This window comes from Xylanimonas allomyrinae (assembly GCF_004135345.1).
In the GTDB taxonomy this organism is placed as follows: domain Bacteria; phylum Actinomycetota; class Actinomycetes; order Actinomycetales; family Cellulomonadaceae; genus Xylanimonas; species Xylanimonas allomyrinae.
In genome coordinates, this window is sequence record NZ_CP035495.1 from 1,155,912 (window position 1) to 1,182,887 (window position 26,976).

23 protein-coding genes, 2 tRNA genes and 1 pseudogene are annotated in these 26,976 nt (G+C 73.3%); 12 read left to right on the plus strand and 14 right to left on the minus strand.

Annotated elements, in window-relative coordinates; all coding sequences use genetic code 11:
- Positions 1–23: 23 nt before the first annotated feature.
- From panB to ET495_RS05265, 5 genes and pseudogenes are all read right to left on the minus strand, one after another.
- Positions 24–853 (minus strand): annotated as a pseudogene (gene panB / locus ET495_RS05245) (3-methyl-2-oxobutanoate hydroxymethyltransferase).
- An 83-nt stretch (positions 854–936) separates the two neighbouring features.
- Positions 937–1,332 (minus strand): aspartate 1-decarboxylase, encoded by a 396-nt coding sequence (gene panD, locus ET495_RS05250; RefSeq protein ID WP_129203206.1) that lies wholly within the window; start codon positions 1,330–1,332, stop codon positions 937–939.
- Entirely contained in the window at positions 1,332–2,192 is an 861-nt protein-coding gene (gene panC, locus ET495_RS05255) for a pantoate--beta-alanine ligase (RefSeq protein WP_129203208.1), read from the minus strand. The genes panD and panC overlap by 1 nt, the downstream gene beginning before the upstream one ends.
- A complete protein-coding gene (locus tag ET495_RS05260) occupies positions 2,189–2,932 on the minus strand; it encodes a DUF2520 domain-containing protein (RefSeq protein WP_129203210.1) in 744 nt (247 codons plus the stop codon). Before ET495_RS05260 ends, panC begins: the two co-directional genes overlap by 4 nt.
- A gap of 11 nt (positions 2,933–2,943) precedes the next feature.
- Entirely contained in the window at positions 2,944–4,416 is a 1,473-nt protein-coding gene (locus ET495_RS05265; RefSeq protein WP_129203212.1) for an MDR family MFS transporter, read from the minus strand.
- 68 nt (positions 4,417–4,484) lie between these two features.
- Between ET495_RS05265 and ET495_RS05270 the strand changes: the two genes are divergently transcribed.
- Together ET495_RS05270 and ET495_RS05275 are read left to right on the plus strand one after the other, a co-directional pair.
- The gene (locus tag ET495_RS05270) at positions 4,485–5,102 is read left to right on the plus strand and encodes a TetR/AcrR family transcriptional regulator (protein WP_129203214.1); all 618 of its coding nucleotides are present in this window, start codon (positions 4,485–4,487) and stop codon (positions 5,100–5,102) included.
- Positions 5,103–5,467: 365 nt separating this feature from the next.
- Complete coding sequence (locus tag ET495_RS05275; protein WP_245993324.1) at positions 5,468–6,811, plus strand: M15 family metallopeptidase; 1,344 nt, start codon at positions 5,468–5,470, stop codon at positions 6,809–6,811.
- A 92-nt stretch (positions 6,812–6,903) separates the two neighbouring features.
- Here ET495_RS05275 and ET495_RS05280 read toward each other — a convergent pair whose 3' ends face one another.
- Positions 6,904–8,556 (minus strand): AMP-binding protein, encoded by a 1,653-nt coding sequence (locus ET495_RS05280; RefSeq protein WP_129205896.1) that lies wholly within the window; start codon positions 8,554–8,556, stop codon positions 6,904–6,906.
- Positions 8,557–8,792: 236 nt separating this feature from the next.
- Between ET495_RS05280 and ET495_RS05285 the strand changes: the two genes are divergently transcribed.
- The gene (locus tag ET495_RS05285) at positions 8,793–9,470 is read left to right on the plus strand and encodes a GntR family transcriptional regulator (protein ID WP_129203216.1); all 678 of its coding nucleotides are present in this window, start codon (positions 8,793–8,795) and stop codon (positions 9,468–9,470) included.
- Positions 9,471–9,531: 61 nt separating this feature from the next.
- Here the strand turns inward: ET495_RS05285 and ET495_RS05290 are convergent, their stop codons facing one another.
- The 5 genes from ET495_RS05290 to ET495_RS05310 are packed head-to-tail and all read right to left on the minus strand — an operon-like array spanning position 9,532 to position 15,250.
- Positions 9,532–10,320, minus strand: a complete 789-nt coding sequence (locus tag ET495_RS05290; protein WP_211340917.1) for an HpcH/HpaI aldolase family protein — start codon at positions 10,318–10,320, stop codon at positions 9,532–9,534.
- Positions 10,305–11,090 carry a fumarylacetoacetate hydrolase family protein gene (locus tag ET495_RS05295; RefSeq protein ID WP_129203218.1) on the minus strand — a complete coding sequence of 262 codons (786 nt, stop codon included), beginning with the start codon at positions 11,088–11,090 and terminating at the stop codon, positions 10,305–10,307. Before ET495_RS05295 ends, ET495_RS05290 begins: the two co-directional genes overlap by 16 nt.
- Positions 11,091–11,102: 12 nt before the next feature.
- Positions 11,103–12,176 (minus strand): 3,4-dihydroxyphenylacetate 2,3-dioxygenase, encoded by a 1,074-nt coding sequence (hpaD, locus tag ET495_RS05300; RefSeq protein WP_129203220.1) that lies wholly within the window; start codon positions 12,174–12,176, stop codon positions 11,103–11,105.
- A gap of 3 nt (positions 12,177–12,179) precedes the next feature.
- Positions 12,180–13,700, minus strand: a complete 1,521-nt coding sequence (gene hpaE / locus ET495_RS05305) for a 5-carboxymethyl-2-hydroxymuconate semialdehyde dehydrogenase (protein WP_129203222.1) — start codon at positions 13,698–13,700, stop codon at positions 12,180–12,182.
- Between the two features lie 32 nt (positions 13,701–13,732).
- On the minus strand, positions 13,733–15,250 hold the full coding sequence (locus ET495_RS05310; protein ID WP_129203224.1) for a fumarylacetoacetate hydrolase family protein: 1,518 nt from the start codon (positions 15,248–15,250) through the stop codon (positions 13,733–13,735).
- 171 nt (positions 15,251–15,421) lie between these two features.
- Between ET495_RS05310 and ET495_RS05315 the strand changes: the two genes are divergently transcribed.
- The 8 genes from ET495_RS05315 (at position 15,422) to ET495_RS05350 (ending at position 24,780) form a co-directional block, all read left to right on the plus strand.
- Complete coding sequence (locus ET495_RS05315) at positions 15,422–16,810, plus strand: MFS transporter (protein ID WP_129203226.1); 1,389 nt, start codon at positions 15,422–15,424, stop codon at positions 16,808–16,810.
- A 46-nt stretch (positions 16,811–16,856) separates the two neighbouring features.
- Positions 16,857–18,818, plus strand: coding sequence for an FAD-dependent monooxygenase (locus ET495_RS05320; protein WP_129203227.1), 1,962 nt, complete (start codon positions 16,857–16,859; stop codon positions 18,816–18,818).
- An 8-nt stretch (positions 18,819–18,826) separates the two neighbouring features.
- The gene (locus ET495_RS05325) at positions 18,827–20,305 is read left to right on the plus strand and encodes an NAD-dependent succinate-semialdehyde dehydrogenase (RefSeq protein WP_129203229.1); all 1,479 of its coding nucleotides are present in this window, start codon (positions 18,827–18,829) and stop codon (positions 20,303–20,305) included.
- Positions 20,306–20,423: 118 nt separating this feature from the next.
- A complete protein-coding gene (locus ET495_RS05330; RefSeq protein WP_129203231.1) occupies positions 20,424–21,335 on the plus strand; it encodes an ABC transporter ATP-binding protein in 912 nt (303 codons plus the stop codon).
- Entirely contained in the window at positions 21,332–22,210 is an 879-nt protein-coding gene (locus ET495_RS05335) for an ABC transporter permease subunit (RefSeq protein ID WP_129203233.1), read from the plus strand. Before ET495_RS05330 ends, ET495_RS05335 begins: the two co-directional genes overlap by 4 nt.
- Positions 22,207–23,118 carry an ABC transporter ATP-binding protein gene (locus ET495_RS05340; protein WP_129203235.1) on the plus strand — a complete coding sequence of 304 codons (912 nt, stop codon included), beginning with the start codon at positions 22,207–22,209 and terminating at the stop codon, positions 23,116–23,118. The genes ET495_RS05335 and ET495_RS05340 overlap by 4 nt, the downstream gene beginning before the upstream one ends.
- Positions 23,115–23,843, plus strand: a complete 729-nt coding sequence (locus ET495_RS05345; RefSeq protein WP_129203237.1) for an ABC transporter permease — start codon at positions 23,115–23,117, stop codon at positions 23,841–23,843. The genes ET495_RS05340 and ET495_RS05345 overlap by 4 nt, the downstream gene beginning before the upstream one ends.
- Before the next feature lie 61 nt (positions 23,844–23,904).
- The gene (locus tag ET495_RS05350; protein WP_129203239.1) at positions 23,905–24,780 is read left to right on the plus strand and encodes a hypothetical protein; all 876 of its coding nucleotides are present in this window, start codon (positions 23,905–23,907) and stop codon (positions 24,778–24,780) included.
- A 107-nt stretch (positions 24,781–24,887) separates the two neighbouring features.
- Here the strand turns inward: ET495_RS05350 and ET495_RS05355 are convergent.
- Positions 24,888–24,962 (minus strand) — tRNA-Val (locus ET495_RS05355).
- Between the two features lie 44 nt (positions 24,963–25,006).
- A tRNA-Gly gene (locus ET495_RS05360) sits at positions 25,007–25,079 on the minus strand.
- 113 nt (positions 25,080–25,192) lie between these two features.
- On the opposite strand from ET495_RS05360, the gene ET495_RS05365 reads away from it, so the two are divergent.
- Positions 25,193–25,705, plus strand: a complete 513-nt coding sequence (locus ET495_RS05365) for a GNAT family N-acetyltransferase (protein WP_129203241.1) — start codon at positions 25,193–25,195, stop codon at positions 25,703–25,705.
- 177 nt (positions 25,706–25,882) lie between these two features.
- On the opposite strand, the gene ET495_RS05370 is transcribed toward ET495_RS05365, so the two are convergent.
- Positions 25,883–26,713: a hypothetical protein gene (locus tag ET495_RS05370; RefSeq protein WP_129203243.1), complete on the minus strand. Its 831-nt coding sequence runs from the start codon at positions 26,711–26,713 to the stop codon at positions 25,883–25,885.
- Between the last annotated feature and the right edge of the window lie 263 nt (positions 26,714–26,976).

A 26,976-nucleotide genomic window follows, 5' to 3' on the forward strand; every position in this document is an offset into this window, starting at 1 on the left:
CTGGCCGGCGCCGCACCGCTCGCTCATGCCGGCCGCACGCTCCGGCCGGTGCCGTCTTCGTCCTGCCGCCGCGCAAGCCCTTCGCGCACCGCGTCGAGCACGCCGTCGGGCATCGCGTAGCCGTGCTCCGGCCCGGGATAGACGCCCGTGCGGACGTCCCGCGCGTAGGCGGCGACGCCATCGGCCATCGCGTCCAGCAGCGACGCGTACCGCTTGACGAACTTGGCGGCACGTCCCTCGGTCAGCCCCAGCAGGTCGTGCATGACCAGCACCTGCCCGTCGACGGCGGGCCCGGCGCCGATGCCGATCGCCGGGATCGTCAGGCGTGGCGTGATCTCGCGCGCGAGGTCGGACGGGATCGCCTCCAGCACCAGCGAGAACGCTCCCGCCTCCTCGACCGCGAGCGCCTCGCGCAGCACGCGCGCGGCCGCGGCCGCCGTGCGGCCCTGGGCCGCGAACCCGCCGAGTGCCGTGGCCGTCTGCGGCGTGAGGCCGACGTGACCCATGACGGGGATGCCGGCGTCGGTGATCGCGCGGATGCGCGAGGCCGGCACCCGGCCTCCGCCTTCGAGCTTGACCGCGTCTGCACCTGCCTCCTTGACGAACCGGACGGCGGTGGTGACGGCCTGCTCGTCGCTGACCTCGTAGGACCCGAACGGCAGGTCGGCCACGAGGAGCGGAGCCGTGAGTCCTCGGCGCACGGCCTGGGCGAGCACGAGCATCTCCTCGACGCCGACCGGGACCGTGGAGGGGTATCCCAGCACCACCTGCGCCCCGAGTCGCCGACGAGCACCAGGTCGACGCCGGCCCGCTCGGCGGCACGCGCCGACGGGTAGTCGTACGCGGTGACCATGACGAGCTTGTCCCCCGCGGCGACCCGGGCCGCCAGGCTGGGCACCGTGACGCGTGCGCGGGGCGTGTCGCCCGGCCGGGCGCTCACGGGCGCGGCCCGTCGAGCAGCTCGGCGACGGCGTCGTCGACGCGCAGGGCACGGTTCGTGCCGCGCTCGACGTGCACCACGGTGGGCCGGTAGGACGCGAGCTCGGCGGCGTCGTACTGCGCGTAGGAGATGACGATGACGGTGTCGCCCGTGTGGACCAGGCGCGCCGCGGCGCCGTTGACCTGGACCGTGCCGCTGCCGCGCTCCCCCGCGATCGTGTACGTCTCGAAGCGTGAGCCGTTGTCGACGTCGACGACGTGCACCTGCTCGTGCTCCAGGATGTCGGCCGCGTCGAGCAGGTCGGCGTCGATCGTGATCGACCCGACGTAGTGCAGGTCGCTTCCGGTGAGGGTGGCACGGTGGATCTTCGACTTCAGCATGGTGCGCTGCATCAGAGGGCTCCGGGGGCGTCGGGGGTGACGGTCACAGTGTCGATGAGGCGGACGGGCCCGACGCGCGCGGCGACGAGCACGAGGACGGGACGGCCCGGCTCGGCGGGCTCGAGCGTGTCGGGGTCGACCAGGGCGAGGTACTCGGGATCGATGCCCTCGGTCGCGAGCTCGGTCAGGCCGGCGTCGCGCGCCGCAGGGACGTCCGCTCCGCCCCCGAGCGCGTCCTGCACGGCTCGCAGGGCGCGCGAGAGGGCGAGCGCGCGGGTGCGGTCGGCCGGGCCGAGGCGCACGTTGCGGCTCGACATGGCCAGTCCGTCGGCGTCGCGGACCGTCGGCCCGACCTCGATCCGCACGGGGATGCCGAGGTCGGCGACGACGCGTCGCACGACGACGACCTGCTGGGCGTCCTTCGCGCCGAACCACGCGGCGTCGGGCGCGACCGCGAGCAGCAGCTTGGTGACGACGGTCGCGACGCCGTCGAAGTGGGCGCGCCCGCGCTGCGCGCCCTCCAGGCTCTCGGCGAGCGGGCCGGTGACCGCGACCGTCGTCGCGTACCCGCGCGGGTACAGCTCGGCGGGCTCGGGCGCGAACACGAGGTCGGCTCCCGCGGCGGCGGCCAGGGCGACGTCGGCCGCCTCGGTGCGCGGATAGGCCGCGAGGTCGTTGGGGTCGTCGAACTGCGTGGGGTTGACGAAGACGGAGACCACGACGACGTCGCTGTCCGCGCGCGCGGCGCGCACCAGCGACAGGTGGCCCTCGTGGAGCGCGCCCATGGTGGGCACGAGCCCGATGCGCTGCCCCGCCGCGCGGTGCGGCGCGAGCGCCTCGCGCAGGGCGGCGACGGTGCGGACGGTCCTCATGCGGTGTCTCCCAGGTCTCGGGTGGCGGCGACGAGCGCGTCGAACAGCTCGAGCGCGTCGGGCGCGCGTTCGGCGACCGCCGCGCGGTGGGCGGCGACGACGTCGTCGTCACCGCGCGCGACGGGGCCCGTGAGCGCGTCCCGCGCCCCGAGCCGCGCCCAGTTCTCGACGCTCGCACGCACCAGCGGCACGAGCGCCTGGCGTCCGACGCCGGCCGTCGCGGCGAGGCGCTCGGCGAGCCCTTCGAGCGTGACCAGGAAGTTCGAGGCGACGGCGGCTGCGGCGTGGTAGGCGACGCGGTCGGCGTCGGCGACCTCGAACGGGCGCAGGCCCAGCACGGCGGCCAGGTCCAGGGCGACGCCCAGCGCGTCGTCGTCGGAGCCGGCGACGGCCGCCGGCACGCCGTCGAAGCGCGCGCCCGCCGCCGTGACGGTCGTGAGCGGGTGGAGGCTGAAGGCGCGGTGGCCCGTGAGCGGGGCGAGCGTGGTGGCCCCCGACAGGTGCCCGACGAACGCGCCCACGGCGACGCAGGAGGCGGCGTCGGCGATCGCGGCGTCGGGGACGGCCAGCAGGACGACGCGCGCACCGGCCGCGTCCGCGCCCCGCCCGAGCGGCCCGGTGACCGCGACGCCCGCCCCGCGCAGGGCTTCGGCGAGCGCGCGGCCCATGCGGCCGTCGCCCACCACGCTCACGCGCGCGAGGGCGCGCGCACGCGGGGCGGCGTCGTGCACGGTGGGCATGGGCGCTCAGGCTACCCGTTCGCGGCCGCACCCTCGGGCGCCCGAGCGCCCTGTGCCGCTGTCTGCTGCCTGCCGGGGGGCTCGGCCGGCAGCAGGAACGAGAGCGCCACGGCGAGCATCGTGAACGCGACCGCCACCCAGAACGCCTGGTCGAACCCGTCCGCCATGTCGGCGACCGTCCCGGCGCCCGCCGTCGCGCTCGCGAGGACCGTCGCCAGCACGGCCGTGCCGAACGATCCGCCGAGCTGCTGGATGAGGCGGCTGACGATCGACGCGTCGGGGACGTCGTCGTGCGCGAGCCCCGCGAACGCGTGCGCCATGAGCGGGATGATCGCGGACCCCAGCCCGAGCCCCCGGAAGAACAGCACGACCATGAGCCACGCCTGGCTCGTCGCGGCGCCCGCCAGGGCGAACGGCACGGTCGCCAGGGCGACCATGGCGAACGAGGTCAGAGTGATCCAGCGCGGCCCGACCTTGTCGATGACGCGGCCGAGCGCGACCCGGCTCGCGAGCGCCCCGACGCCCTGCGGCACGAGCAGCAGCCCCGCGCCCAGGACGTCGTGGCCGCGCACCCCCTGGAAGTACAGCGGCAGCAGGAACATCGCCCCGAACAGGCCGAACCCCGACAGCCCCATGAGCACCGACGACGTCGCGAGCGGCCGGTGCGCGAGCAGCCGCACGTTGACCAGGGCCGCGCGCCCGCGCGGCACCGCCCACAGGCAGAACGCGGCGACGAGGACCAGCCCCGCGGCGGCGGGCGCCCAGACGTCGGTCCGCGTGAACCCGCCGTCGCGCGAGACGTTGCTCAGGCCGTACAGCACGCCCACCAGGCCGGGAGCGAGCAGCGCGAGGCCGACGACGTCCAGGCGCACCCGCTGGACGGGGCCGTCGGGGGCGAGGAAGCGCCGGGCGAGCACCAGGCCCGCGACGCAGAAGGGCACGTTGACCCAGAACAGCCACGACCAGTGCAGGTTCTGCAGGATGAGCCCGCCGATGACCGGGCCGATGATGGGTCCGAGCGCGACCGGCAGGCCGATGATGACGGCCATCCGGCCGAGGTTCTGGCCGCGGGCCGCTTGCATGATGATCGTCATCATGAGCGGCATGAGGATGCCGCCGCCGAGTCCCTGCACGACCCGGAACGCGATGAGGCTGGCCGCGGACCATGCCAGCGAGCACAGCACCGACCCGAGCAGGAAGATCGCCAGCGCCGTCATCCACAGCCGTTTGGCGCCCAGGACGCGCTGCGCCCAGCCGACCAGCGGCACCGCGACGCCGAGCGCGAGCAGGTAGGCCGTGCTCACCCACTGGATCGTGGTGAGCCCGACGTGCAGGTCCGTGGCGAGCGTGCGGATCGCGACGGCGACGATGGTGGTGTCGAAGAGGACGGCGAGGCCGCCGACGAGGACGGTCCAGGCGGTGCGGGTCACCTCGGGGTCCATCCCGGTGCGGGACGGGCGCGCCTCCGCGGGTGTTGTCGTCATGCTGTGGCTCCTGTGCGATCCTTTGGATACAACCCGGATCTTATTCCGGCTCGACTGAAAGGTACACCGTGTCTCTTGGAAAGGACGAGCAACCGGTCCGGCGCCGCCGGCGCGGCCCCGCGCTGGAGTCCGCCCTGCTCGACGCCGCCTGGCAGGAGATCGTCGAGCACGGGTACGACGGGCTCACCTACGAGGGAGTGGCCGCGCGCGCGTCGACGAGCCGCGCCGTCGTCTACCGGCGCTGGCCGACCAGGCCCGAGCTCGCCCAGGCCGCCGTGCTGCACGGCGCACGCGGTGTGCCCTACCACCCCGTCGACACGGGCACGCTGCGCGGGGACCTGCGCGCGCACCTGCTGTGGGCCAACGGCGCCCGCATCAGCGTGGCCGTCATCGCCGCCACACGCCTGGGCGGGTACTTCGCCGAGACCGGCACCGGGCCGGGCGACCTGCGCGAGCTGCTGCTCGACGGCCGGGCGCCCCGCACCGACGCGCTCTACGCGAACGCCGTCGCACGGGGCGAGCTCGACCCCGCCCGCCTGACCCCGCGCGTGCGGGCGCTCGCCTTCGACCTGTTCCGCGCCGAGCTGCTCATGACGCTGAGGCCGGTCGCCGAGGAGACGATCGACGCGATCCTCGACGAGGTCGTGATGCCGCTGCTGATCCCGCCGGTCGCCGACGGCCGGTAGGTCGTAGGCTCGCAGGTCGCCGTCTCGCCGCAGCTCGCGCACACGGGCCACGAGGGCCCGCGTGCGCGAGGGAGCTGGCCTACGGCGTCACCACGTTGTGCCACCGCGACAACCCGACGTTAACGACAAGTCCGTCGAATGTGTACGTCGTGTCCACATCTGAACGCATCCGCGGCTCTCCGTCTCGCCGGGCGGGCCCAAGGCATGACGCGTCGGGCCCCGCCCGGCACCGCCGTGACGGACACCACCACCGTTCGTGGCGCACACGAGGACGCATCGTGAGCCCGCGGAGCGACAAGGCGCTCCGCGCCCTGCGACGCGCACCTAGTGTCGTCGGGTCCCGTCGTCGACCCGAGGCTCTGGCCATGCCGAAGCAGTACCCGACGCGCGCCTCGCTGCACCGGCCCGTCGCACCCGCTGCCGACCACGCGACGGCGGCGGACGAGACGGCATCCCACGCGGCGCCGTCCGGCACCCGCGCCCGGGCAGCGCACCAGATTTCCGCAGCACCCACCACGCGAGCCGAGCGCCGCACCGCCGAGCGCGGACCCGTGCGCCGCCGACCCTCGCTGCACCTGCTGACCCCGACGGGTGGCCTCGCCATGATGGCGTCCGCGTTCCTCGTCGCGACCGTCGCAGCCGACCCCGCCCACGTCCCACCCCGCAGCGAGGCTGCCGCAGCGGAGCACGCCGCCACGCCGGTGCCGCCCGCCGACCGCTCGGCCGGCGCCGGTCGCGCAGGAGACCGCACCCCGCTCGTCGTCGACGGCCATGCGCAGCCCGACGTCCACCCGGTCGACGCGGCGACAAGCGCGCTCGAGCGCGCCGCGGAGGTCGTCGTCACCGAGGCGCGTGCCACGCCGGCACAGCGCGAGGAGGTCCTGGCGGCGTCCGCGGTGCTGCGCGAGCTGGTCCAGCGGGCACACGTCGGCGAGGCTCCGGCGCCCGCCGACCCCGACCTCGCCGACGCCGTCAGGGCCGCGCTGCAGTCCGCCGCCGACCACCAGGCCGGGCTGGCCGCCGATTCCGACGGCGCGACCCTCCTCTCGGCCGCCACCGCGATCGACGTCGTCGAGGACGAGTCGGCGGCACCCGACGCAGACTCCCCTGCCACCCTCACGTTCGCCATCGAGCGGGCCACGGCCCACCTCTCCGGCCTCCTGAGCAGCATCGAGCCCGCGGCGGTCGCCGTCGAGCCCGCGCCGCTGACGCCCGACGCGATCCTCGCCCAGCAGATCGCCGAGGGCCGCGCCGACAGCGAACGCCTGCGCGCGTACGCGGGCGTCACGGCCGGTCACGCGAACGGGCGACTGCCGGCCCGCGTGCTCGCCGAGCTCTCGTGGGCGCGCGGTCATCGCCTGCGGCCCGACGCCGCCGCGCAGCTCGAACGCCTCAACACCGCCTTCCGGGCCCGTTTCGGCCACGACCTGCACATCACCGACTCCTACCGCTCGTTCGACGGGCAGGTCCGCGCCCGCGCCCTTCGTGGCCGCCTCGCCGCGACACCGGGCACCTCCAACCACGGTTGGGGCGTCGCCGTCGACCTCGGCTCGGGCGTCAACCGCTTCGGCACGGCCACCCATCGGTGGATGCGCGAGAACGCGCCGTCGTTCGGGTGGCACCTGCCAGGCTGGGCCCGGGAGAACGGCTCCAAGCCCGAACCATGGCACTGGGAGTTCGAGGGCGCACCCGAGTCCTTCGCCGACTGAGCCGGCAGGCGCATCGCGCGCGCCGGCGGTTGCCGTCGCGCGCAGCACCGGGGACAGGGCACGTCGCCGCGGGCCGGGACGTGCCCGCGACGTCAGACTGCCGGGCCCGCGAGCAGGCTCTCGCGCACCGCGCGGCGCAGCACCTTGCCGATCGCCGAGCGCGGCAGCTCGGTCATGACGACGACCGAGCGCGGCACGGCGTAGCGCGCCAGGGTGTCGCCCACCCACTCGCGCACGGTCGCCAGGTCGAGCGAGGCGACGTCGCGGGCCAGCACCACGGCCGCCACGACCCGCTCGCCGAGGTCTCCGCCCGGCATCCCGACGACGGCGACCTCCTCGATCTGCGGCATGTCCCGCAGCCGGTCCTCGACCTGCGACGGGTAGACCTTGTACCCGCCGGTGACGATGACCTCCTTGGACCGGTCCACGAGCGTGACGAACCCGTCGTCGTCGACCACGACGACATCGCCGGTGCGCAGCCAGCCGCCGGGCAGCAGCACGGCCGCCGTCTCCTGGGGGCGCTGCCAGTAGCCGGCGAACACCTGCGGGCCGGCGACCTGAAGCTCTCCGCGCTCGCCGGGCCCCACCTCGCGCTCCGGGTCGTCCGGGTCCACGACGCGCATGCGCGTGGAGGGGAACGGCACCCCGAGCGCACCGGGGCGGCGGCGGGCGTCGAGCGGGCTGCCGAGCGCGACCGGCGAGGTCTCGGTCATGCCGTAGCCCTCGATCACGAGGCCGCCCGTCGCGGCCTCCCATGCGCGCGCCGTCTCGAGCGGCAGGGCCATCGACCCGGAGATCGCGATGCGGAAGCTCGTCAGGTCGACGCCGCGCTCCTGCGCGGCCGCCGTCAGGCGCGCGAGCATCGGCGGGACGGCCGGCAGGAACGTGCCGGGCCGGCGCTTCTGGGCGGCGAGGACCGCACCGACGTCGAACTTGGGCAGCAGCACCACCGTGGCCGCGATCCGCGTGGCGTAGGCGAGGCACAGCATCATGCCGAACGCGTGGAAGAACGGCAGCACGCCGTAGACGACCTCGCTCTGGGCGGCGCTCTGGCCGGTCCACGCCTGCCCCTGCACGCAGTTGGCGACGAGGTTGCGGTGGCTGAGCATCACGGCCTTGGGCTCGCCTGTCGTGCCGCCGGTGTAGATGAGCAGCGCGAGGTCGTCGGGCGCCGCGTCCACGGCCGGGACGCCGGTGCCGGCGTCGCGCAGCAGGCGGTGCCACGGCGTCGTGGTCGGCGGTGTGCCCCGCAGCGCGCGGCGCCGACGGCGCAGCGCGGGCACGGGCAGGCGCAGCGCCCATCGCTTGGCCGCGGGCAGGTCGTGGGTGAGGTCGACCGGGACGACGGAGGCGTCCGTCGCGTCGAGCGCACCGGACAGCGCGGCCGCCGCCGCGGACCAGGCGATCACCACCCGGGCTCCGCAGTCGCCGACGAGGTGTGCCGCCTGCTGCGCGCCGAGCGTGGGGTTGAGCTCGACGACGACGGCGCCCAGCCGCAGCACGGCCCAGAAGGCGACGACGTGGCTGGGGCAGTTGGGCAGCGAGATCGCGACCCGGTCGCCCGGCCGGACGCCGAGGCTCGCGAGGGCGCTCGCGGCGCGGTCGACGTGCTGGTCGAGCTCGCCGTACGTGGTGGTCGCACCGAGAAAGTCGAGCGCGACGCGATCGCCGTGGCGCGCCGCCGCCCGGTCCAGCGCGGAGGTCAGCGGCTCGTCGGGAACCTCGACGGTTGCCGGGGTGTCCATCGGGCGCTGCGGCGCCGGTGAAGTCTTCACTACGCCACCGTAACCTACGGTGGCGTAGGTTACTGGGCGGCTCCACGACCTCTTCACGCGCCGAGCACCCCACGGCGCGCACAGAACGTCGTCCACCGACCGGACAGCGGCGATGTCGCGGCGCCCGGCGCCCCTGCGCCGCAAGCAACGTATACGATCGGGTCGATCCGTCGTACGACGGCCCGCGCAGGCATCGAGGAGGACAGGTGGACACGGCAGCCCGCTCCACGCTCTCCAAGTCCGAGCGCGTCTACCAGACGCTGCGCGGACGCATCGCCGACGGCACCTACGTCGGCGGCTTCCGCCTCGTGCTCGACAAGCTGGCACGCGAGCTCGACGTCTCGCCCGTCCCGGTCCGCGAAGCCGTGCGCCGGCTCGAGGCCGAAGGCCTGGTGACCTTCACCCGCAACGTCGGCGCGGAGGTGCGCGGCATCGACGTCCACGAGTACGTCGACGCCATGCAGACCCTCGCCTACCTCGAGGGCGCCGCGACAAGCCTGGCAAGCCCGCACCTGACGCGCGAGCACCGCCTGCGGGCACGCGAGCTCAACCGCGAGATGCTGCAGCTGCTGGCGCACGGGTTCGACCCCGTGCGCTTCACCGAGCTCAACGAGCAGTTCCACCGCACGCTGTGCGCCGCATGCCCCAACGCGCACCTCATGTCGGTGCTCGAGCGCGAGTGGCAGCGCATGTCGCTCATCCGCCGTTCGAGCTTCGCGGCGATCCCCGCCCGCACCCAGGAGTCGGTCTGCGAGCACACGCGCATCCTCGACCTCATCGAGGCGGACGCACCGGCGAACGAGGTCGAGAGCGCCGTGCGCGACCACAAGCTGCGCACGATGGCGCAGTACCTCGCGACACGCCGCGGCGTCGCAGCCTCCTGAGGTCGGGCGTCCCGAGGCCCCGGGCCACGCGCCGGCGCGCGATCCGGGACCCTGCGGAGCGTCAGGCGCGCCCCGCCACCCAGGTGTCGGCGAGCGCCTCGCTCCCGCGCGCGAGCAGCGCGACGTCGGCCCCCACGAGCACGAACGTCGCGCCCGCGTCGAGGTAGGCGCGCGCGGCGACCGGGTCGAACGCGTTGACGCCCACGGGCGTCCCCGCCGCGCGCACGGCCTCGAAGGTCGCCAGCACGGCGGCGACGACGTCGGGGTGGGTCTGCTGCCCGAGCAGCCCCATCGACGCGGCCAGGTCGGACGGGCCGACGAACACGCCGTCCACGCCGTCGACGGCGGCGATCGCGCCCGCGTTCGCCACCCCGGTCTCCGACTCGATCTGGACGACGACCGCCACGTGCGAGGCGGCGTTCGCCAGGTAGTCCTCGACGCGGCTCCAGCGCGCGCCGCGCGCGAGGGCGCTGCCCACCCCGCGGATGCCGCGGGGCGGGTAGTGCGCCGCCCGGACGGCCGCCTCGGCCTGCTCGGGCGTGTCGACCATGGGGACCACGAGCGTCTGCGCCCCCAGGTCGAGGTACTGCTTGATGGTCACCGGGTCTGCCGACGGCACCCGCACCACGGCCGTGGCCGGGTACGGGGACATCGCCTGGAGGAGCGACGTCGTCGTCTCCAGGCCCACCGGCGAGTGCTCGGCGTCGACGAGGACCCAGTCGACGCCCGAGCCGGCGCAGATCTCCGCCACGACCGGGCTGCCCGAGCAGACCCACATGCCCGCGAGGGGGCGGTCGGTGGCGGCGAGACGCTCGCGCAGCGTCGGCGGCAGTGTCAGACGAAGCGGCACGAGACGGTCCCCAGCTCTCGGTAGTCGGCCAGCACGGTGTCCCCCGGCTCGACCCACATGGGCCGGGTGAACGACCCGGCGAGCACGATCTCGCCGGGTCGCAGCACGTCGGAGTGCTGCGCGAGCTTGTTCGCCAGCCATGCCACGCCCGTCGCCGGGTGGTTGAGCACGGCGGCGGCGACGCCCGACTCCTCGATGACCTCGTTGCGGTACAGCAGGGCCGAGACCCAGCGCAGGTCCCTCTCGCCGATCGCGACCGGGTTGCCGCCGTACACCATGCCGCCCATGGCGGCGTTGTCGCTGATGGTGTCGACGATGGTGCGCCCGGCCAGCTCGATGCGCGAGGACAGGATCTCCAGCGCGGGCACGACGTACTCGGTCGCGCGCAGCACGTCGAAGACCGTCACGTCGGGCCCTTCGAGCCCGTCGCGCAGGACGAACGCGAGCTCGACCTCGATGCGGACGTTCGAGAACCGCGCGTGCTCGATGACCGAGCCGTTCTCGAACACCATGTCGGCGAAGATCGCGCCGTAGTCCGGCTCGGAGATCCCGGTGGCCGCCTGCATGACCTTCGAGGTGAGGCCGATCTTGCGGCCCACCGGCCGTCTCCCGGCCTCGATCCCCCGGTGCCGCCAGGTGGCCTGGACGGCGTAGGAGTCCTCGACGGTCATCTGCGGGTAGCGCCGGGTCAGCAGCGGCACCGTGGTGCGCTCGGCCTCCGCCCGCGCGAGCTCGTCGGCGATGGCGATGCGCGTGGCCTCGTCAAGCACGGAACCCTCCGGTCACAGCTGGTGGCCCAGCTTGTACTCGGGCTGCGCCTCGCCCTGGCGGGTGTAGGAGAACCCGTCGGCGCCGATCGTCACGGCCATCTCGCTGCTCTCGGTGCGCGCGGCGACGGGCTGCGGGTTGCCGTCCAGGTCGAGCACGAGCGACGCGTCGGTGTACCACGAGGGCACGACGGGGTTGCCCCACCAGTCGCGGCGCTGGTTGTCGTGCACGTCCCAGGTGACCTTCGGGTTGTCGGGGTCGCCCGTGTAGTAGTCCTGCGTGTAGATCTCGACGCGGTGCCCGTCGGGGTCGCGCAGGTAGAGGTAGAACGCGTTGGAGACGCCGTGGCGGCCCGGCCCGCGCTCGATGCGGTCCGACATGCGCAGCGCGCCCAGCTTGTCGCAGATCGCGAGGATGTTGTGCTTCTCGTGCGTGGCGAACGCGACGTGGTGCATGCGCGGGCCGTCGCCGCCGGTCATGGCGGTGTCGTGCACGGTGGGCTTGCGGCGCATCCAGGCGGCGTAGGTGGTGCCCTCGTCGTCCTGGATGTCCTCGGTGATGCGGAAGCCGAGGCTCTCCATGTAGCCGACGGCGCGCGGCACGTCGGGCGTGACCTGGTTGAAGTGGTCGAGCCGCACGAGCGCTCCGGGCGTGTGCAGCTCGTAGCGCCAGGTGAGCCGCTCGACGTGCTCGACGTCGTAGAAGAACTCGTAGGGGAAGCCGAGCGGGTCGGTCACGCGGACCGAGTCGCCCAGGCCCTTGACGAACCCGTCCTTGCGGCGCTCGACGCGGCAGCCCAGCTCGGTGTAGAAGGCGACGGCGTTGTCGAGCTCCTGCGGGCTGCGCACGCGGAAGGAGAACGCGGCGACGGCGGCCACCGGGCCCTTGCGCAGCACGAGGTTGTGGTGGATGAACTCCTCGAGGCTGCGCAGGTAGATCGTGTTCTCGTCCTCCTCGGTGACGACGAGGTTGAGCACCTCCACGTAGAAGCGGCGCGAGGCCTCGAGGTCGGTGACGACGAGCTCCATCGAGGCGCAGCGCAGGATGTCCGGCGGGCCGGACACGGGCGTAGGGATGGGCGTGGTCATGGTTCAAGCTCCTTTGCCGAACGTCGGGTTGTGAACCTTGCCGAGCGTGATGTGCACTGCTTGCTGGTCGGTGTAGAAGTCGATCGAGCGGTAGCCGCCCTCGTGACCGAGCCCGGAGGCCTTGACGCCGCCGAAGGGCGTCCGCAGGTCGCGCACGTTGTTGGAGTTGAGCCAGACCATCCCGGCCTCGATCGACTGCGCGAAGTTGTGGGCGCGCTTGAGGTCGTTGGTCCAGACGTACGCGGCCAGGCCGTACCGGGTGCCGTTGGTCAGCGCGAGCGCCTCGGCGTCGGTGTCGAACGGCGTGATCGCGACGACGGGGCCGAAGATCTCCTCCTGGAAGATCCGCGCGTCGGGCTTGACGTCGGCGAAGACCGTCGGCGACACGTAGTTGCCGTGCGGGAAGCCCTCGGGGCGCCCGCCGCCCGCGACGAGCCGGCCCTCGTGCTTGCCGATCTCGACGTAGCTCATGACCTTCGCGTAGTGCTCGGGGTGGACGAGCGCGCCCACCTCGGTCGCGGGGTCGGCCGGGTCGCCGACGACGACGCGCCGGGCCTGGGCCGCGTAGCGCTCCACGAACTCGTCGTACACGGACCGCTCGACCAGGATCCGCGAGCCGGCGGTGCAGCGCTCCCCGTTGAGGGAGAACACGCCGAAGATCGTCGCGTCGATCGCGGCGTCGAGGTCGGCGTCGGCGAACACGACGGCCGCCGACTTGCCGCCCAGCTCCATCGACAGCCCCTTGAGGTAGGGCGCGGCGTTGGCGAAGATGAGCTGGCCGGTGCGCGACTCGCCCGTGAACGAGATGAGCGGCACGTCGGGGTGCTTGACCAGGGCGTCCCCGGCGTCCTCGCCCAGCCCGTTGACGAGGTTGAACACACCTTCGGGCAGGCCGGCCTCCTCGAAGATGCCCGCCCACAGCGACGCCGACAGCGGCGTGAACTCGGCGGGCTTGAGCACCACCGTGTTGCCCGTGGCCAGCGCGGGGCCGAGCTTCCAGGACTCGAGCATGAAGGGCGTGTTCCAGGGCGTGATGAGCCCGGCGACGCCGATCGGCTTGCGGTTGACGTAGTTGACCTGGCGTCCCGGGACCTTGAACGTGTCGTCGGCCTGGGCGACGATCAGGTCGGCGAAGAACCGGAAGTTCTCCGCGGCGCGGCGCGCCTGTCCCAGCGCCTGCGTGATCGGCAGGCCCGTGTCGAACGTCTCGAGCTCGGCCAGGCGGGCGTCTCGCGACTCGACGATGTCGGCGACCTTGTGCAGCACGCGCGACCGCTCGCGCGGCAGCAGCCGCGGCCACGGTCCGTTCTCGAACGCCTCGGTCGCTGCGACGACGGCGGCGTCGACGTCGGCCTTCTTCCCGGCAGCGGCGTGCACGTACGTCTCGTTGGTCAGCGGGTCGAGCACGTCGAACGTCGCGCCGTCGACCGAGTCGACCAGCGTGCCGCCGATGTAGTGCTGGATCCGCTGCGGCAGGTCGGCCGGCAGGCGGCGGGCCGCCGGTGCGGTGTGCGTGTCGGTCATCGTCTCTCCCGGGGGGGTCGGGTCGGTTGCGGTCAGGACTGGCGCGCACGGCGCGCTGCTTCGTAGGCCGCACGCCAGGTCGGGTTCGGCGGGAACAGCCCGTCGACGGAGTGGCCCGCGGCGACCTGCTCGGCAACCCAGGCGTCCTCCTCCTCCTGCCGGAGCGCCGCGTCGGCCACCTCGGCCGCGAGGTGCGGCGGGATGACGACGACGCCGTCGTCGTCGCCCACGATGACGTCGCCGGGCAGGACCGTCGCGCCGCCGCACGCGACGGCGACGTCGGCCTCCCAGGGCACGTGCCGCCGGCCGAGCACGGCCGGGTGCGGCCCGGCGGAGAACACGGGCAGGCCCGTGGCGGCGACGGCCACCGAGTCGCGCACACCGCCGTCGGTGACGACGCCGGCCGCGCCGCGCACGCGGGCGCGCAGCGCGAGCACGTCGCCGAGGGTCGCCGAGCCGCGTTCGCCCCGCGCCTCGATCACGATCACCTCGCCCTCGCCGACGGTGTCGAACGCACGCTTCTGGGCGTTGTAGCCGCCGCCGTGCGTGGCGAAGAGGTCTTCCCGGTGGGGCAGGAACCGCAGCGTCTTGGCGCGGCCCAGGAGCGTGGTGCCGGGCGTGGCGGGGCGCACGCCCTCGATGACGACGCCGTTCAGGCCGCGCTTGCGCAGCTGGGCGCTGAGTCCCGCGACGGGCGCCTCGCGCAGCTTGGCGGCGAGCTCGGCGTCGAGCACGAAGGGAGCCGGCTCGGGGGCCAGCCCGGCCGCCTCTCGGCTCCCCCACGCCTCGGCGCGCTGCACGTCGTCGACCCGGGGCCCGGAGCCGACCTCGGTGAAGGGGACGTCGCCCTGGACGACGGTGGTCACCAGCCGGCCCGACGTCGGCGCCTGCCCGGTGGCGGGGTCGACGACGCCGGGCGCGTCGACCTCGACCTCGACGACGTCGCCCGGGCCGATGACCGACGAGCCGGCGGGGGTGCCGGTGAGGATCACGTCGCCGGTCTCGAGCGTGAGGTGCTGCGAGAGGTCGGCGACGATCTGGGGGAAGTCGAACAGCAGCGCGTGCCGGCCGGTCGTGTCCTGCTGCACGAGGGTGCCGTTGACCCAGGTGCGCACGCGCAGCGCGTCGGGGGCCACGCTGCGCGCGTCGATGAGGCCGGGCCCGAGCGGGGTGTAGCCGTCGCGCCCCTTGGAGCGCACGTTCGATCCCTTGTCGGCCCAGCGCAGGTCGTAGACGCCGAGGTCGTTGGCCGCGGTGACGGCGACGACGTGGTCCCATGCCGTCTCGGGCGGCACGTGGCGGGCGGGGGTGCCGATCACGAGCGCGACCTCGCCCTCGAAGGCGAGCAGCTCGGTCCCGGCGGGCCGTTCGACGACGTCGCCCGAGCCGGCGAGCGAGCTGGCGGGCTTGAGGAAGTAGGACGGTGCGGCGGGGGTGCGCCCCCGCTGGGCGGCACGCGAGGCGTACGCGAGGTGGACTGCGATGACCTTGCCGGGCGCCGGATCCACGGGAACCGGGGCCTTCGCGACCGTTCGTGCTTCGTCAGCCATGAGCTCCCTCGCTCGTCGTCCGGCGTCTTCGCCTACGCCTCTGGCGCTTCGTATGCGAGATCGTATATCTTCGGCTTGGACGATCGCAAGGGTCGCTGCACCGGAGCAGCCGCAGGCCAGATCCGCTCACCCGTTCACCGAGTTCCACCTGATGACGAAGGAGTCACGACCATGGCGCTCGAAGGAAGCACGACGGTGCTCAGCACCAAGCGCAAGGAGGACCGACGGGTCGCGCTCGCGACACTCGTGGGCACATCGATCGAGTGGTACGACTTCTTCATCTACGCGAACGCTGCCGCGCTCGTCCTCGCGCCGCTCTACTTCGACCCGTTCACCGCGTCGGGCAGCGAGGTCGCCGGGCGCATCCTCTCGTTCGCGACGGTCGGCGTGAGCTTCCTGTTCCGCCCGCTCGGCGCGATCGTCTCCGGCCACCTCGGCGACCGCGTGGGACGCAAGGCGATGCTCGTCGGCACCCTCCTGCTCATGGGCCTGAGCACGGCGCTCATCGGCCTGGTCCCCACGCACGCGCAGATCGGCGTCGCCGCGCCCGTCCTCCTCGTCCTGCTGCGCATCGTGCAGGGCTTCTCGGCGGGCGGCGAGTGGGGCGGCGCCGCCCTCATGGCCGTCGAGCACGCGCCCGCGCGGAAGCGGGGCCTGTTCGGCGGCTTCCCGCAGATCGGCGTCCCGATCGGCATGCTCGTCGCGACCGGCGTCCTCGCCATCGTCACCGCGACCACGACCGACGAGCAGTTCCTGTCCTGGGGCTGGCGCGTCCCGTTCCTGATGTCGATCGCGCTGGTCGCCGTCGGCCTGGTGATCCGGCTGGGCGTGAGCGAGTCGCCCGTCTTCAAGGAGCTCAACGAGGCCGCCGAGCAGGAGCAGGTCAAGATGCCCGTCCTCGAGGTGATGCGCTACTGCTGGCCGGCCATCCTGCTCGGCGCACTCACGTTCACCGCCAACAACGGCAACGGCTACATGATCACCGGCGGCTACATCCTGTCGTACTCGACGAACGACCTCGGCGTGAACCGCGCGTCGATCCTCGGTGCGGTCACCATCGCGGCCGCGGTCTGGGGCGTGACGACCATGGTGGGCGCCGCCTGGTCCGACAAGGTCGGGCGCACGACCGTCTACAAGGTCGGCTTCGTGTGGATGCTGCTGTGGGCGTTCCCGCTGTTCTGGATCATCGACACCACCAACCCCACGCTCATCGGCCTGTCGATGTCGGTGCTCGCCGTCGGGCTCGGGCTCACCTACGGCCCGCAGGCGGCGCTGTTCACCGAGATGTTCCCCGCCAAGGTGCGCTACTCGGGTGCAGCGCTGGCCTACGCCTTCGGCGCGATCCTGGGCGGCGCGTTCTCGCCGCTGATCGCCACGTGGCTCCAGGCGACCTTCAAGACGTCGGCCTCCGTCTCGACGTACCTCGCGATCTTGTCGGTCATCGCCCTGACGGCGACGTTCCTCATCAAGGACCGCACCGGCCGCCCGCTCGACGCGAGCGCGACCGACATCCCCGGCGCGCAGCGGCTCGAGGCCGCCCTCCAGGACGCGCCGCGCTGACCGTGATCGACCCCACCACGTCGACGTCACACTAAGGAGTGGTCCGATGCAGTTCCATCACCACGGATACGTCAGTGCCGACCCACAGGTCCAGCCCGCCGCGGGCACCGGCCTCGACCGGCCCGACGAGATCCCCGCAGAGGTCGACGTGCTCATCGTCGGCTCGGGCCCCGCAGGCGTCATCGCCGCTGCCCAGCTCGCGCAGTACCCCGGGATCACCACCCGGATCGTCGAGCGCCGCGGCGGCCGGCTCGTGCTCGGCCAGGCCGACGGCGTCCAGGCCCGCAGCGTCGAGACGTTCCACGCGTTCGGGTTCTCCGAGCGCATCATCGCCGAGGCGTACCACATCACGGAGATGGCGTTCTGGGAGCCCGACGCGACCCACCCCGAGACCATCGTGCGCAAAGCCCGGCCGCTCGACGACGACCACGGGATCAGCGAGTTCCCGCACCTCGTCGTCAACCAGGCCCGGGTGCTCGACTACTTCCTCGAGGCGGCGGCGAACGGCCCGGCCCGCATCCAGCCCGACTACGGCTGGGAGCTGGCCGACCTCGCCGTCGGCGGTCCGGGCGAGTCGCACCCGGTGACGGTCACGCTGCGCGGCACCGTCGGCCCGCAGGAGGGGACCGAGCGCACGGTGCGCGCCCGGTACGTCGTCGGCTGCGACGGCGCGCACTCCGCGGTGCGCGAGGCGCTCGGCTGCACGCCCGTCGGCGACAAGTCCAACCACGCGTGGGGCGTGCTCGACGTGCTCGCCGTCACCGACTTCCCCGACGTGCGCACCAAGTGCGCGATCCGCTCGCACGACGGCGGCAACATCCTGCTCATCCCCCGCGAGGGGGGGTTCCTGGTGCGCTGGTACGTCGACCTCGGCATGGTGCCCGACGACGACGACGGGGCGATCCGCCGCACGCCGCTCGAAGAGATCATCGCCCGCGCGAACGCGATCATCCACCCCTACACGCTCGACGTGAAGGACGTGCCCTGGCACAGCGTCTACGAGGTCGGCCACCGCGTCACCGACCGGTTCGACGACGTCCCGCTCGACCAGGTGGGCACGCGCGCCCCGCACGTGTTCATCACGGGCGACGCCTGCCACACCCACTCCGCCAAGGCCGGGCAGGGCATGAACGTGTCGATGCAGGACGGCTGGAACATCGCCTGGAAGCTCGGGCACGTCCTCACCGGGCGCGCGCCCGAGTCGCTGCTGGCCACGTACTCGGCCGAGCGGCAGGTCGTCGCGCAGAACCTCATCGACTTCGACCGCGAGTGGTCCACGCTCATGGCGACCAAGTCGGAGGACCTGCCCGACCCCGACTACCTGTCGAGCTACTACGTCAGGTCCGCGGAGTTCGCGTTCGGCTTCATGACGCAGTACACGAAGTCCGCGATCGTCGGCGGCACCGAGCACCAGCACCTGGCGCCCGGGTTCCCAGTCGGCAAGCGGTTCAAGTCCCCCGCGGTCGAGCGCGTGTGCGACGGCAACCCGGTGCACCTGGGCCACCACCACCGCGCCGACGGGCGCTGGCGCGTGTACGCGTTCGCGGACTCCCCCGCGGCCGGATCGCCGTCGGCGCTGACCGACTGGGCGCACTGGCTCGCGACCGACCCGGCGTCCCCGCTGCTGGTGCACACCCCCGCGGACGCCGAGCTCGGCTCCGTCCTCGACGTCAAGGTCGTCTACCAGCAGGACCACACGGCGATGAACAACGTCGCCGACGTCCCGGCCGTGTTCCTGCCCCGCACCGGACCGTTCGAGCTCGTCGACTACGAGAAGGTCTACGCGACCGACCCGCGCGACGACGTGTTCGCCGCGCGCGGCATCGACCGCGGCGGCGTCGTCGTGGTGGTGCGCCCCGACCAGTACGTGGCCGCCGTGCTGCCGCTGACCGCGAAGGCCGAGCTGGCCTCGTTCTTCGCCGACGCCCTGCTGCCGGCCGCCGTGCCCACGCCCGCCCAGGTTCCCGCCGCCCCGGTGGCCGCCGCACCGGCCGCCGCCGCCCTGTGAGGTCGCCCATGACTGACACCGACATCACCACCCTCCTCGACGACCCCACCCTGCTGCGGCGTGCCGCGTACGTCGGCGGCGCCTGGGTCGCCGACGGCGCCTCGGGCGCGTTCGCGATCACCAACCCGGCCACGGGCGCGACCATCGCGCACGTGCCCCGGCTCGACCGGGAGCAGGTCGCGGGCGCGATCGCGGCGGCCGACCAGGCCTTGCCCGGCTGGCGCGCACTGTCGGGCAAGCAGCGTGCGGTGATCCTGCGTCGCTGGTTCGACCTGGTCACCGAGCACACCGAGGACCTCGCCCGGCTCGTCACGCTCGAGGAAGGCAAGCCGCTCGCGGAGGCGCGCGGCGAGATCACCTACGCGGCGTCGTTCATCGAGTGGTTCGCCGAGGAGGCCAAGCGCGTGCGCGGCGACGTCTTCGGTGCGCCTCAGCCGAGCGCCCGGGTGATCGTCCTCAAGGAGCCCGTGGGCGTGTGCGTGGCCATCACGCCGTGGAACTTCCCCGCGGCGATGATCACCCGCAAGGCAGCCCCGGCCCTGGCCGCCGGGTGCACCATGGTGGTCAAGCCCGCCGAGCAGACGCCGCTGACGGCGCTCGCGCTCGCCGAGCTGGCCGCGCGAGCGGGCGTCCCGGCGGGCGTGCTCAACGTCGTCGTCGGGCAGGCACGCGAGATCGGGCCCGAGCTGACCGGCAACCCGGCGGTGCGCAAGCTGAGCTTCACCGGGTCGACCGAGGTGGGCCGCGTGCTGCTCGAGCAGGCCGCCGCCACGGTCAAGAAGGTCTCCATGGAGCTCGGCGGCAACGCGCCGGTCCTCGTGTTCGACGACGCCGACCTCGACGCCGCCGTCGACGGGGTCATCGCCGCCAAGTACCGCAACACGGGGCAGGCGTGCGTCAGCGCGAACCGGGTGTACGTCCAGTCGGGCATCTACGAGCGGTTCGCCGCCGAGCTCGCCCGGCGGGTCGGGCAGATGCCCGTGGGCGACGGGTTCGCGCCCGGCGTCATGCAGGGCCCGCTCATCGACACCAACGCCGTCGCGAAGGTCGAGGAGCACGTGCGGGACGCCACGGGCCACGGCGCGCGCGTCGTCGCCGGGGGCGGGCGACACGAGCTGGGCGGGCTGTTCTTCCAGCCGACGGTGCTGGCCGACGTCACCTCCGACATGCTCGTCACGCGCGAGGAGACCTTCGGTCCGATCACCCCGCTCATCCGGTTCGACGACGAGGCCGAGGCGGTGCGTCTGGCCAACGCGACAGAGTTCGGGCTCGCCGCCTACCTGTGGTCGCGCGACGCGGCGCGGGTGTGGCGCGTGGCCGCGGCGCTCGAGACGGGCATGCTCGGCATCAACACCGGTGCGATCTCCCACGAGATCGCACCGTTCGGGGGCGTCAAGCAGTCCGGCATCGGGCGGGAGGGGTCCGTCTACGGGATCGACGAGTACCTGGAGCTGAAGTACCTCGCCTGGGAGGGCGCCGGCGTCTGACCCCTGCCTCGCGACCCTGATCGTGGTGCCGCCCCGAAGGGCCGGCGCCACGATCAGGGTCGTTATCAGGGTGTTCACGCGTTTTCGGGGCCTCGCCCCCTGTGACAGGGTGGCGGGCATGGAACCGGCAATCGTGACGCACGGCGTCACCAAGTCGTTCGGCCGCGTGACCGCGCTGTCGGACCTGTCGGTCGAGCTTCCCCCGGGGGTGGTCGGGCTCGTCGGCGCCAACGGCGCAGGCAAGTCGACCCTCTTGAAGATCCTGCTCGGCCTGCTGCCCCCGACCTCCGGCACCGCGACGGTGCTCGGCCACGACACGCTCACCGAGGGTCTCGAGATCCGCCGCATCGTCGGCTACATGCCCGAGTCCGACTGCCTGCCCGCCGACGTCTCGGCCTCCGAGCTCATCGTCCACCTGGCCCGCATGTCAGGTCTGCCCGCGGCCGCGGCCCGCGAGCGCGCCGCCGACACCCTGCGCCACGTCGGGCTCGACGAGGAGCGGTACCGGCCCGTCGGCGGGTACTCGACGGGCATGAAGCAGCGGGTCAAGCTCGCGCAGGCCCTCGTGCACGACCCGCGGCTCGTGTTCCTCGACGAACCGACCAACGGCCTCGACCCCACGGGCCGCGACGAGATGCTCGCGCTCATCCGGCGCATCGGCACCGAGTTCGGCATCTCGGTCGTCGTCACCTCCCACCTGCTGGGCGAGCTCGAACGCATCGCCGACCACGTCGTCGTCATCGAGGGCGGCACGTTGCAGCGCTCGACCTCGACCGCCGAGGCCACCGCCGCCTCAGGCGTCGTCCTCGTCGAGGTCACCACCCGGCGCGACGCCGTCGTCGAGACCCTGCGCGCCGCCGGCATCGCCGTCGAGGCCCCCGACGGCGCCGACATCTTCACCGTCACGGTCGACGACGCGACCGTCCTCGACGCCGTGACCGCGGCCGTCGCCACGACCGGCGTCGGGCTCGTGCGCCTGCAACCGCGGCGCCACCACCTCACCGAGATGTTCACGGGGGCGAACCGATGACCGACGTCATCCACGACATCGGGTTCCGGCACTACGACGGGCCGCGGCTCGGCCGCGGCTGGATCACCCGGTCCCTGCTCGTCGACACCGTGCGCGGCGTGTTCGGGCTGGGGCGCCCCGCACGCGCCAAGGTCATGCCCTGGGTGCTGATCGTCGTCACGGCGCTGCCCGCCCTGGTCGTCACGCTCGTCGTGATCATCGCCGGCGCCGACGAGCTGCCCGTCTCCCCGACGGCCTACCTCGTGCAGGTCCAGGTGCCGATCGCGCTCTTCGCCGCGCTCGCCGCGCCCTACGCCGTCTCCCGGGACCAACGGTTCGGGGTCATGTCGCTGTACCTGTCGCGGCCCATGCTGCGATCCGACTACGTCGGCGCACGCTACCTCGGGCTCGCGGCGGCCCTGTGGGCCGTGATGGCGCTGCCCCAGACCCTCCTGCTGGCCGGCGCCCTGCTGGGCAAGCTTCCCGTGGGGCACAACCTCGTCCAGTGGGCCGGCGGCCTGCTCGCCTCGCTGCTGCTGGCGGCGGTGCTCGCTGCCCTCGCCCTGACCGTCGCCGCCTTCACCCCGCGCCGCGGGATCGGCGTCGCCTCGATCATCGCGATCCTGCTCGTCGCCAGCGGCGTCTCGCTCACGCTCACGGCCCTCGCCGCCGGCCAGGGACGCGACGACCTCGCGGCGCTGGCCGGGGTGCTCGACCCGTTCCGGCTGGTCGACACGATCGCCTCCTGGGTGCTGGGGGTCGACCCCGCGCTCGCCGAGGCGGCGCCGACCGGCGGCGGGCAGGTCGCCCTGTTCGCGCTCGTCTACGCCCTCGTCCTCGGCGCGTGCGCCCTGCTGCTGCGCCTGCGCTACCGGAAGGCGGGTGGTGCGCTGTGAGCGCGATCGTCCTCGACAAGGTCTCCCGCTGGTACGGCAACGTCGTCGCCGTCAACGACGTCAGCATGACCATCGGGCCCGGCATCACGGGCCTGCTCGGCCCCAACGGGGCCGGCAAGTCCACCCTCATCGCCATGATGGGCGGCTTCCTCGCCCCGTCCGCGGGCAGCGTCACGCTCGACGGCACCGGAGTGTGGAAGTCCCCCGCGATCTACCAGCGCATCGGCATCGTGCCCGAGGCCGAGGCCATGTACGACATGGTCACCGGCGCCCAGTTCCTGCTCGCCAACGCCCGGCTCCACGGCCTTCCCGACGCCGGCGCGGCAGCCCGCCGCGCCCTGGAGCTCGTCGACATGGTCGAGCCGAGCACCCGACCGATCGCCACCTACTCCAAGGGCATGAAGCAGCGCATCAAGATGGCGACGGCGCTGGTGCACGACCCCGAGGTGCTGCTGCTCGACGAGCCGTTCAACGGCATGGACCCCCGCCAGCGCCTCCACCTGATGGACCTGCTGCGCGGCCTCGCGGCCGAGGGCCGCACCGTGCTGTTCAGCAGCCACATCCTCGAAGAGGTCGAGCAGCTCGCCTCCACCATCGAGGTGCTCGTCTCCGGGCGGCACGCCGCCTCCGGCGACTTCCGGCGCATCCGCCGCCTCATGACGCAACGCCCGCTGCAGTACACCGTCTCCTCCAGCGACGACCGCCGCCTCGCCGCGGCCCTCGTCGCCGACGGCTCGGTCGACGGCGTCACGCTCGCCGACGGCGCGCTGGCCGTCCAGACGTCGCAGGACGGCCGGTTCGTGCTCGCCCTTCCACGCCTCGCCCGCGACGCGGGCATCCGGCTGCTCGAGGTGTCCCCCACGGACGAGTCGCTCGAGTCCGTCTTCTCCTACCTGGTGGCCCGATGAACCTCGTCGTCATGCAGCTCACGTCGCGCGCCTTGCTCGGCCGGCGCCGCTCGCTGCTGCTCCTGATCCTCCCCCTGGTGCTGCTCGCCCTCGCGGCCCTGGTCCGCTGGACCGCCGACGGCGCACCCGAGGTCTCCGCGAGCGTGACGAGCGACTTCGCCATCGGCACCGCGCTGCCGCTGCTGTGCCTCCTGATCGGCACCGGCGTCATCGGCCCCGAGATCGACGACGGCTCGATCGTCTACCTGCTGGCCAAGCCCGTGCCCCGCTGGCGCATCCTGGTCTCCAAGCTCGCCGTCGCGCTGGCGGCGACCGTCGTGCTCGCCGTCCTGCCGATCGTCGTGGGCACCGCCCTCGCCGGCGACGACGGCCTGCGGCTCACCACGGCGTTCGGCGTGGGCGCGCTCCTCGCCGGTATCGCCTACACGACGATCTTCGTGGCGCTGTCCACGGTGACGCGCAACGCCGTCGTGGTGGGCCTGCTGTACGCGCTGGTCTGGGAGTCGCTTCTCGGCGGGTTCGTGCCCGGCGTGCGCAACGTGTCGGTCCGCCAGTGGGCGCTCGCGTCCTCCGAACGGCTGCTCGGCGACGACGCCGCCCGCTTCGGCGTCGACTCCGCGGTGAGCATGACCGCCGGGTGGGTGCTGCTCGCGGTCGTGTCGGCTGGAGCCACCTGGATCGCCATCAGCCGGCTGCGGACGCTGCGCCTGACCGGTGCGGACTGAACGCCGGCCCCGCTCCGGTGAGCCCGCACGGTGCCCCACGTCGGCCGGTTAGGCTCCGGGGATGGAGCTTGCCGACGACGTCGGGCGCGGGGCATGGCTGGCCGGCCGCGCCGGCGGCTGGGGCCGGGTGGGCGGCGTCGCCGGCACCGGGTTCGAGGCGTACGCCCGCCTGCTGCATCCCGTCGACGCCTGGCGCGACGACCCCGTTCTCCTGACCGCGTGGGGAACGCCCGTCGTCGCGGAGGAGGCCCGGTGGCCGTGGGCCGAGGTCGCCGCGCGGCGCGAGAAGGTGATGCACCCGCTGGTGCAGTGGCGGCGCCTGACCGACGACGAGACCGCGCTGGACCTGCCCGGCGGGTGGCACGTCGAGCAGAGCAGGGAAGGCTGGTTCGCGCCCGACCTCCTGGCCGCCCTGACCGTTCACCTGGGAGCCGCGACCACCACGCCCGAGGGCCTCACCGCCGGCGTCTGGAACGGGTTCGGCAAGCTCACGGGCTCCTCGTTCGTGTTCGTCTTCGCCGACGGAACCGACCCGCAGGAAGCGGAGCGCACCCGCGCCGAGCTCGCGGCACAGCGTGAGCGGTCCGTCTCCCCCGCCGTCCGCGCCGCCTGCACCCGCGGGCCGTTCCTTCACTGGCCGGGACGGGACTTCCTGCTGCTGGACACCAGCCTCGACGAGCTGTCCGACCCCGGGTGGGTCCACCGCGCGGGGCTCGGCTGGGATGCCGACACCAAGGGAGTCATGCCTCAGCTCCTCTGGCCGGCCGACCACGCGTGGGTCGTGGCGAGCGAGATCGACTGGGACTCGACCATCGTCGCCGGTCCCCGCACGCTCATCGACGCCGTCCTCGGCGATCCGCTGTTCGAGGCGTACGGGGTGAGCGAGGACGCCGACCTGACCTGGGACGGCGACACCGTCAACCCGCGCATCCCGTGACGTCCGCGCCGCTGCGGCGCTGCGGGGTGCGCGCGCGGCAGCCCCCGCAGACGTCGAAAGGCCGTCTCGGATTCTCCCGAAACGGCCTTGGACCTGGCGCTACATGGTGGTGGGCGATACTGGGATCGAACCAGTGACCTCTTCCGTGTCAGGGAAGCGCGCTACCGCTGCGCCAATCGCCCGCAGGTCAGTCGCATGCCCCGAGAGGGGCAGACGACGAACCGAGAGCGGATGACGGGACTCGAACCCGCGACCCTCACCTTGGCAAGGTGATGCTCTACCAACTGAGCCACATCCGCACGGCTGGAGCGTTCGGGGAAACCCCCGCGTCCAGCGCCTCCGGAACTCTAGACGACCGGGCGCCCCAAGGTCCAATCACCTGTCCGCACCCGTGAGCCTCTACGATCGCGCGATGACTCCCCTCACCGACGGTGCCGTGCTGCGCCCCGCCGCCGCGGGCGACGAGCCCGGCATTCTCGCCTGCATCCACGCCCTCGCGGCCTACGAACGCGAGCCCGACGCGGTGGAGACGACGACGCAGGACCTCACCGCGGCGCTGTTCGGCCCGTCGCCGGCGACGTTCGCGCACGTCGTCGAGCTCGACGGGCAGATCGTCGGCATCGCCGTCTGGTTCCTGACCTACTCGACGTGGACCGGACGCCACGGCATCTGGCTCGAAGACCTCTTCGTCGTCCCCGAGCAGCGGGGCAAGGGGTTCGGGCTCGCCCTGCTGCGCGAGCTCGCGGCGCTCGCCGCCGAGCGCGGGTACCGGCGGCTCGAGTGGGCAGTCCTGAAATGGAACGCGCCGTCGATCACGCTGTACGAGGCCATCGGCGGCCGGCCCCAGGACGAGTGGGTGACCTACCGGCTGACGGGGGCCGCCCTCGACGGCTTCGCCGCCGGGGAGCGCCTGCCTGCGGTGTAGCCGGCTCCCGGGCAGCCTGGGTCGCACCCGGCTCAGTCGCCTCGTCCGTCAGGGTCACGACGTGGACGCCCTCCCCCGGCCTGGCCAGACCGAGGACGTCGTGGGCGGCGGCGAGGTCGGACGGCGACCAGTGCATGTCGGCGGGCGGTTGCGGCGTGGGAGCCGTCGTGGGCCCGGTCATCGGCGGGGGTCCCCGGGCATGCCGTGGATGCGCTGCTCAACCGGGATGCCCAGGTGCTCCGCATCCGCCCAGGAACCGGCGATCCTGCGCGCCGGCAGCGCCACGGCCTCCACACCCTCGACACCCGCCGCACCCGCCGCCCGCATCGCCTCGACAAGCACACGCACCAGCCGCTCCAAGCGGGCCTCGTTGACCACGGTGAACACCCACAACCACCCTGCCGTCGTCTCCCCGAGCACAACCGGCGTCAGCCGTGTCGCCCGCCTCCACTTCCCGGCTCCACGCACCACCTGCGGATCCGGGCCCAGAAACGAAACCGTCCAGAACGCGAACGGGAACTGCGTGTGCTCGTGACCCCGCTCCGACATCACGACGGGATCGAGCAGCCGGCCCACCTGTCGCGGCTGCGCGATCCCCCGAGCAGCACGCACCGTGCCCGCGTCGACCGCATGGAACGGCAACGCCATCGGCCTCATCCCCGGCACGAACCCACCGACCACGAGCCCCCGCTCGAACACCAGCAACTTGTACTGGGCAAAGAGCCACAAAGGGATCCAGACCACGACGCCGAACGGCAGTGCGAACGACGCCACCGACCCCAGCGTCACCGGAACTCCGCGATCGAGATCGCCGTACAGGGCGGCGGCGCACGCCGCGACCCACACCAGCCCGCCGGTCGCCCAGAATCCGGCGCCGAACCGTGCGGCCTCGACGTGCAGCAGCCGCCCGAAGTCGCCGCGCCGCTCGCTCGCGATGCGACGCACCTTCCACGTCATGCGGTCGCCGCTGATGCTCGGCGATCCGGTGTCGCGATCCTTGCGTCTCATGAGAACAACCCCTTGACGAAGCCACCGGCAGCGCCCGGCGCATCCCTGGCAGCGGAGGCGACGGCGTCCATCCCGCCGCGTACCGCGTCGGCGATTCCGGAGGCCGCTCGTGCAACTGCCAGGCCCGCCCCTTCGCGGACTTCGCCCCTCAACCGTAGCGAGGACGCGCCCGCCCCATCCATGGGCAGATCTCCCCGCCGCGGCCGCCGGACGCGACCGCGCGCCGCACCCGGCCAGGCACCTGCTCGCGAGGCAGCGGACCT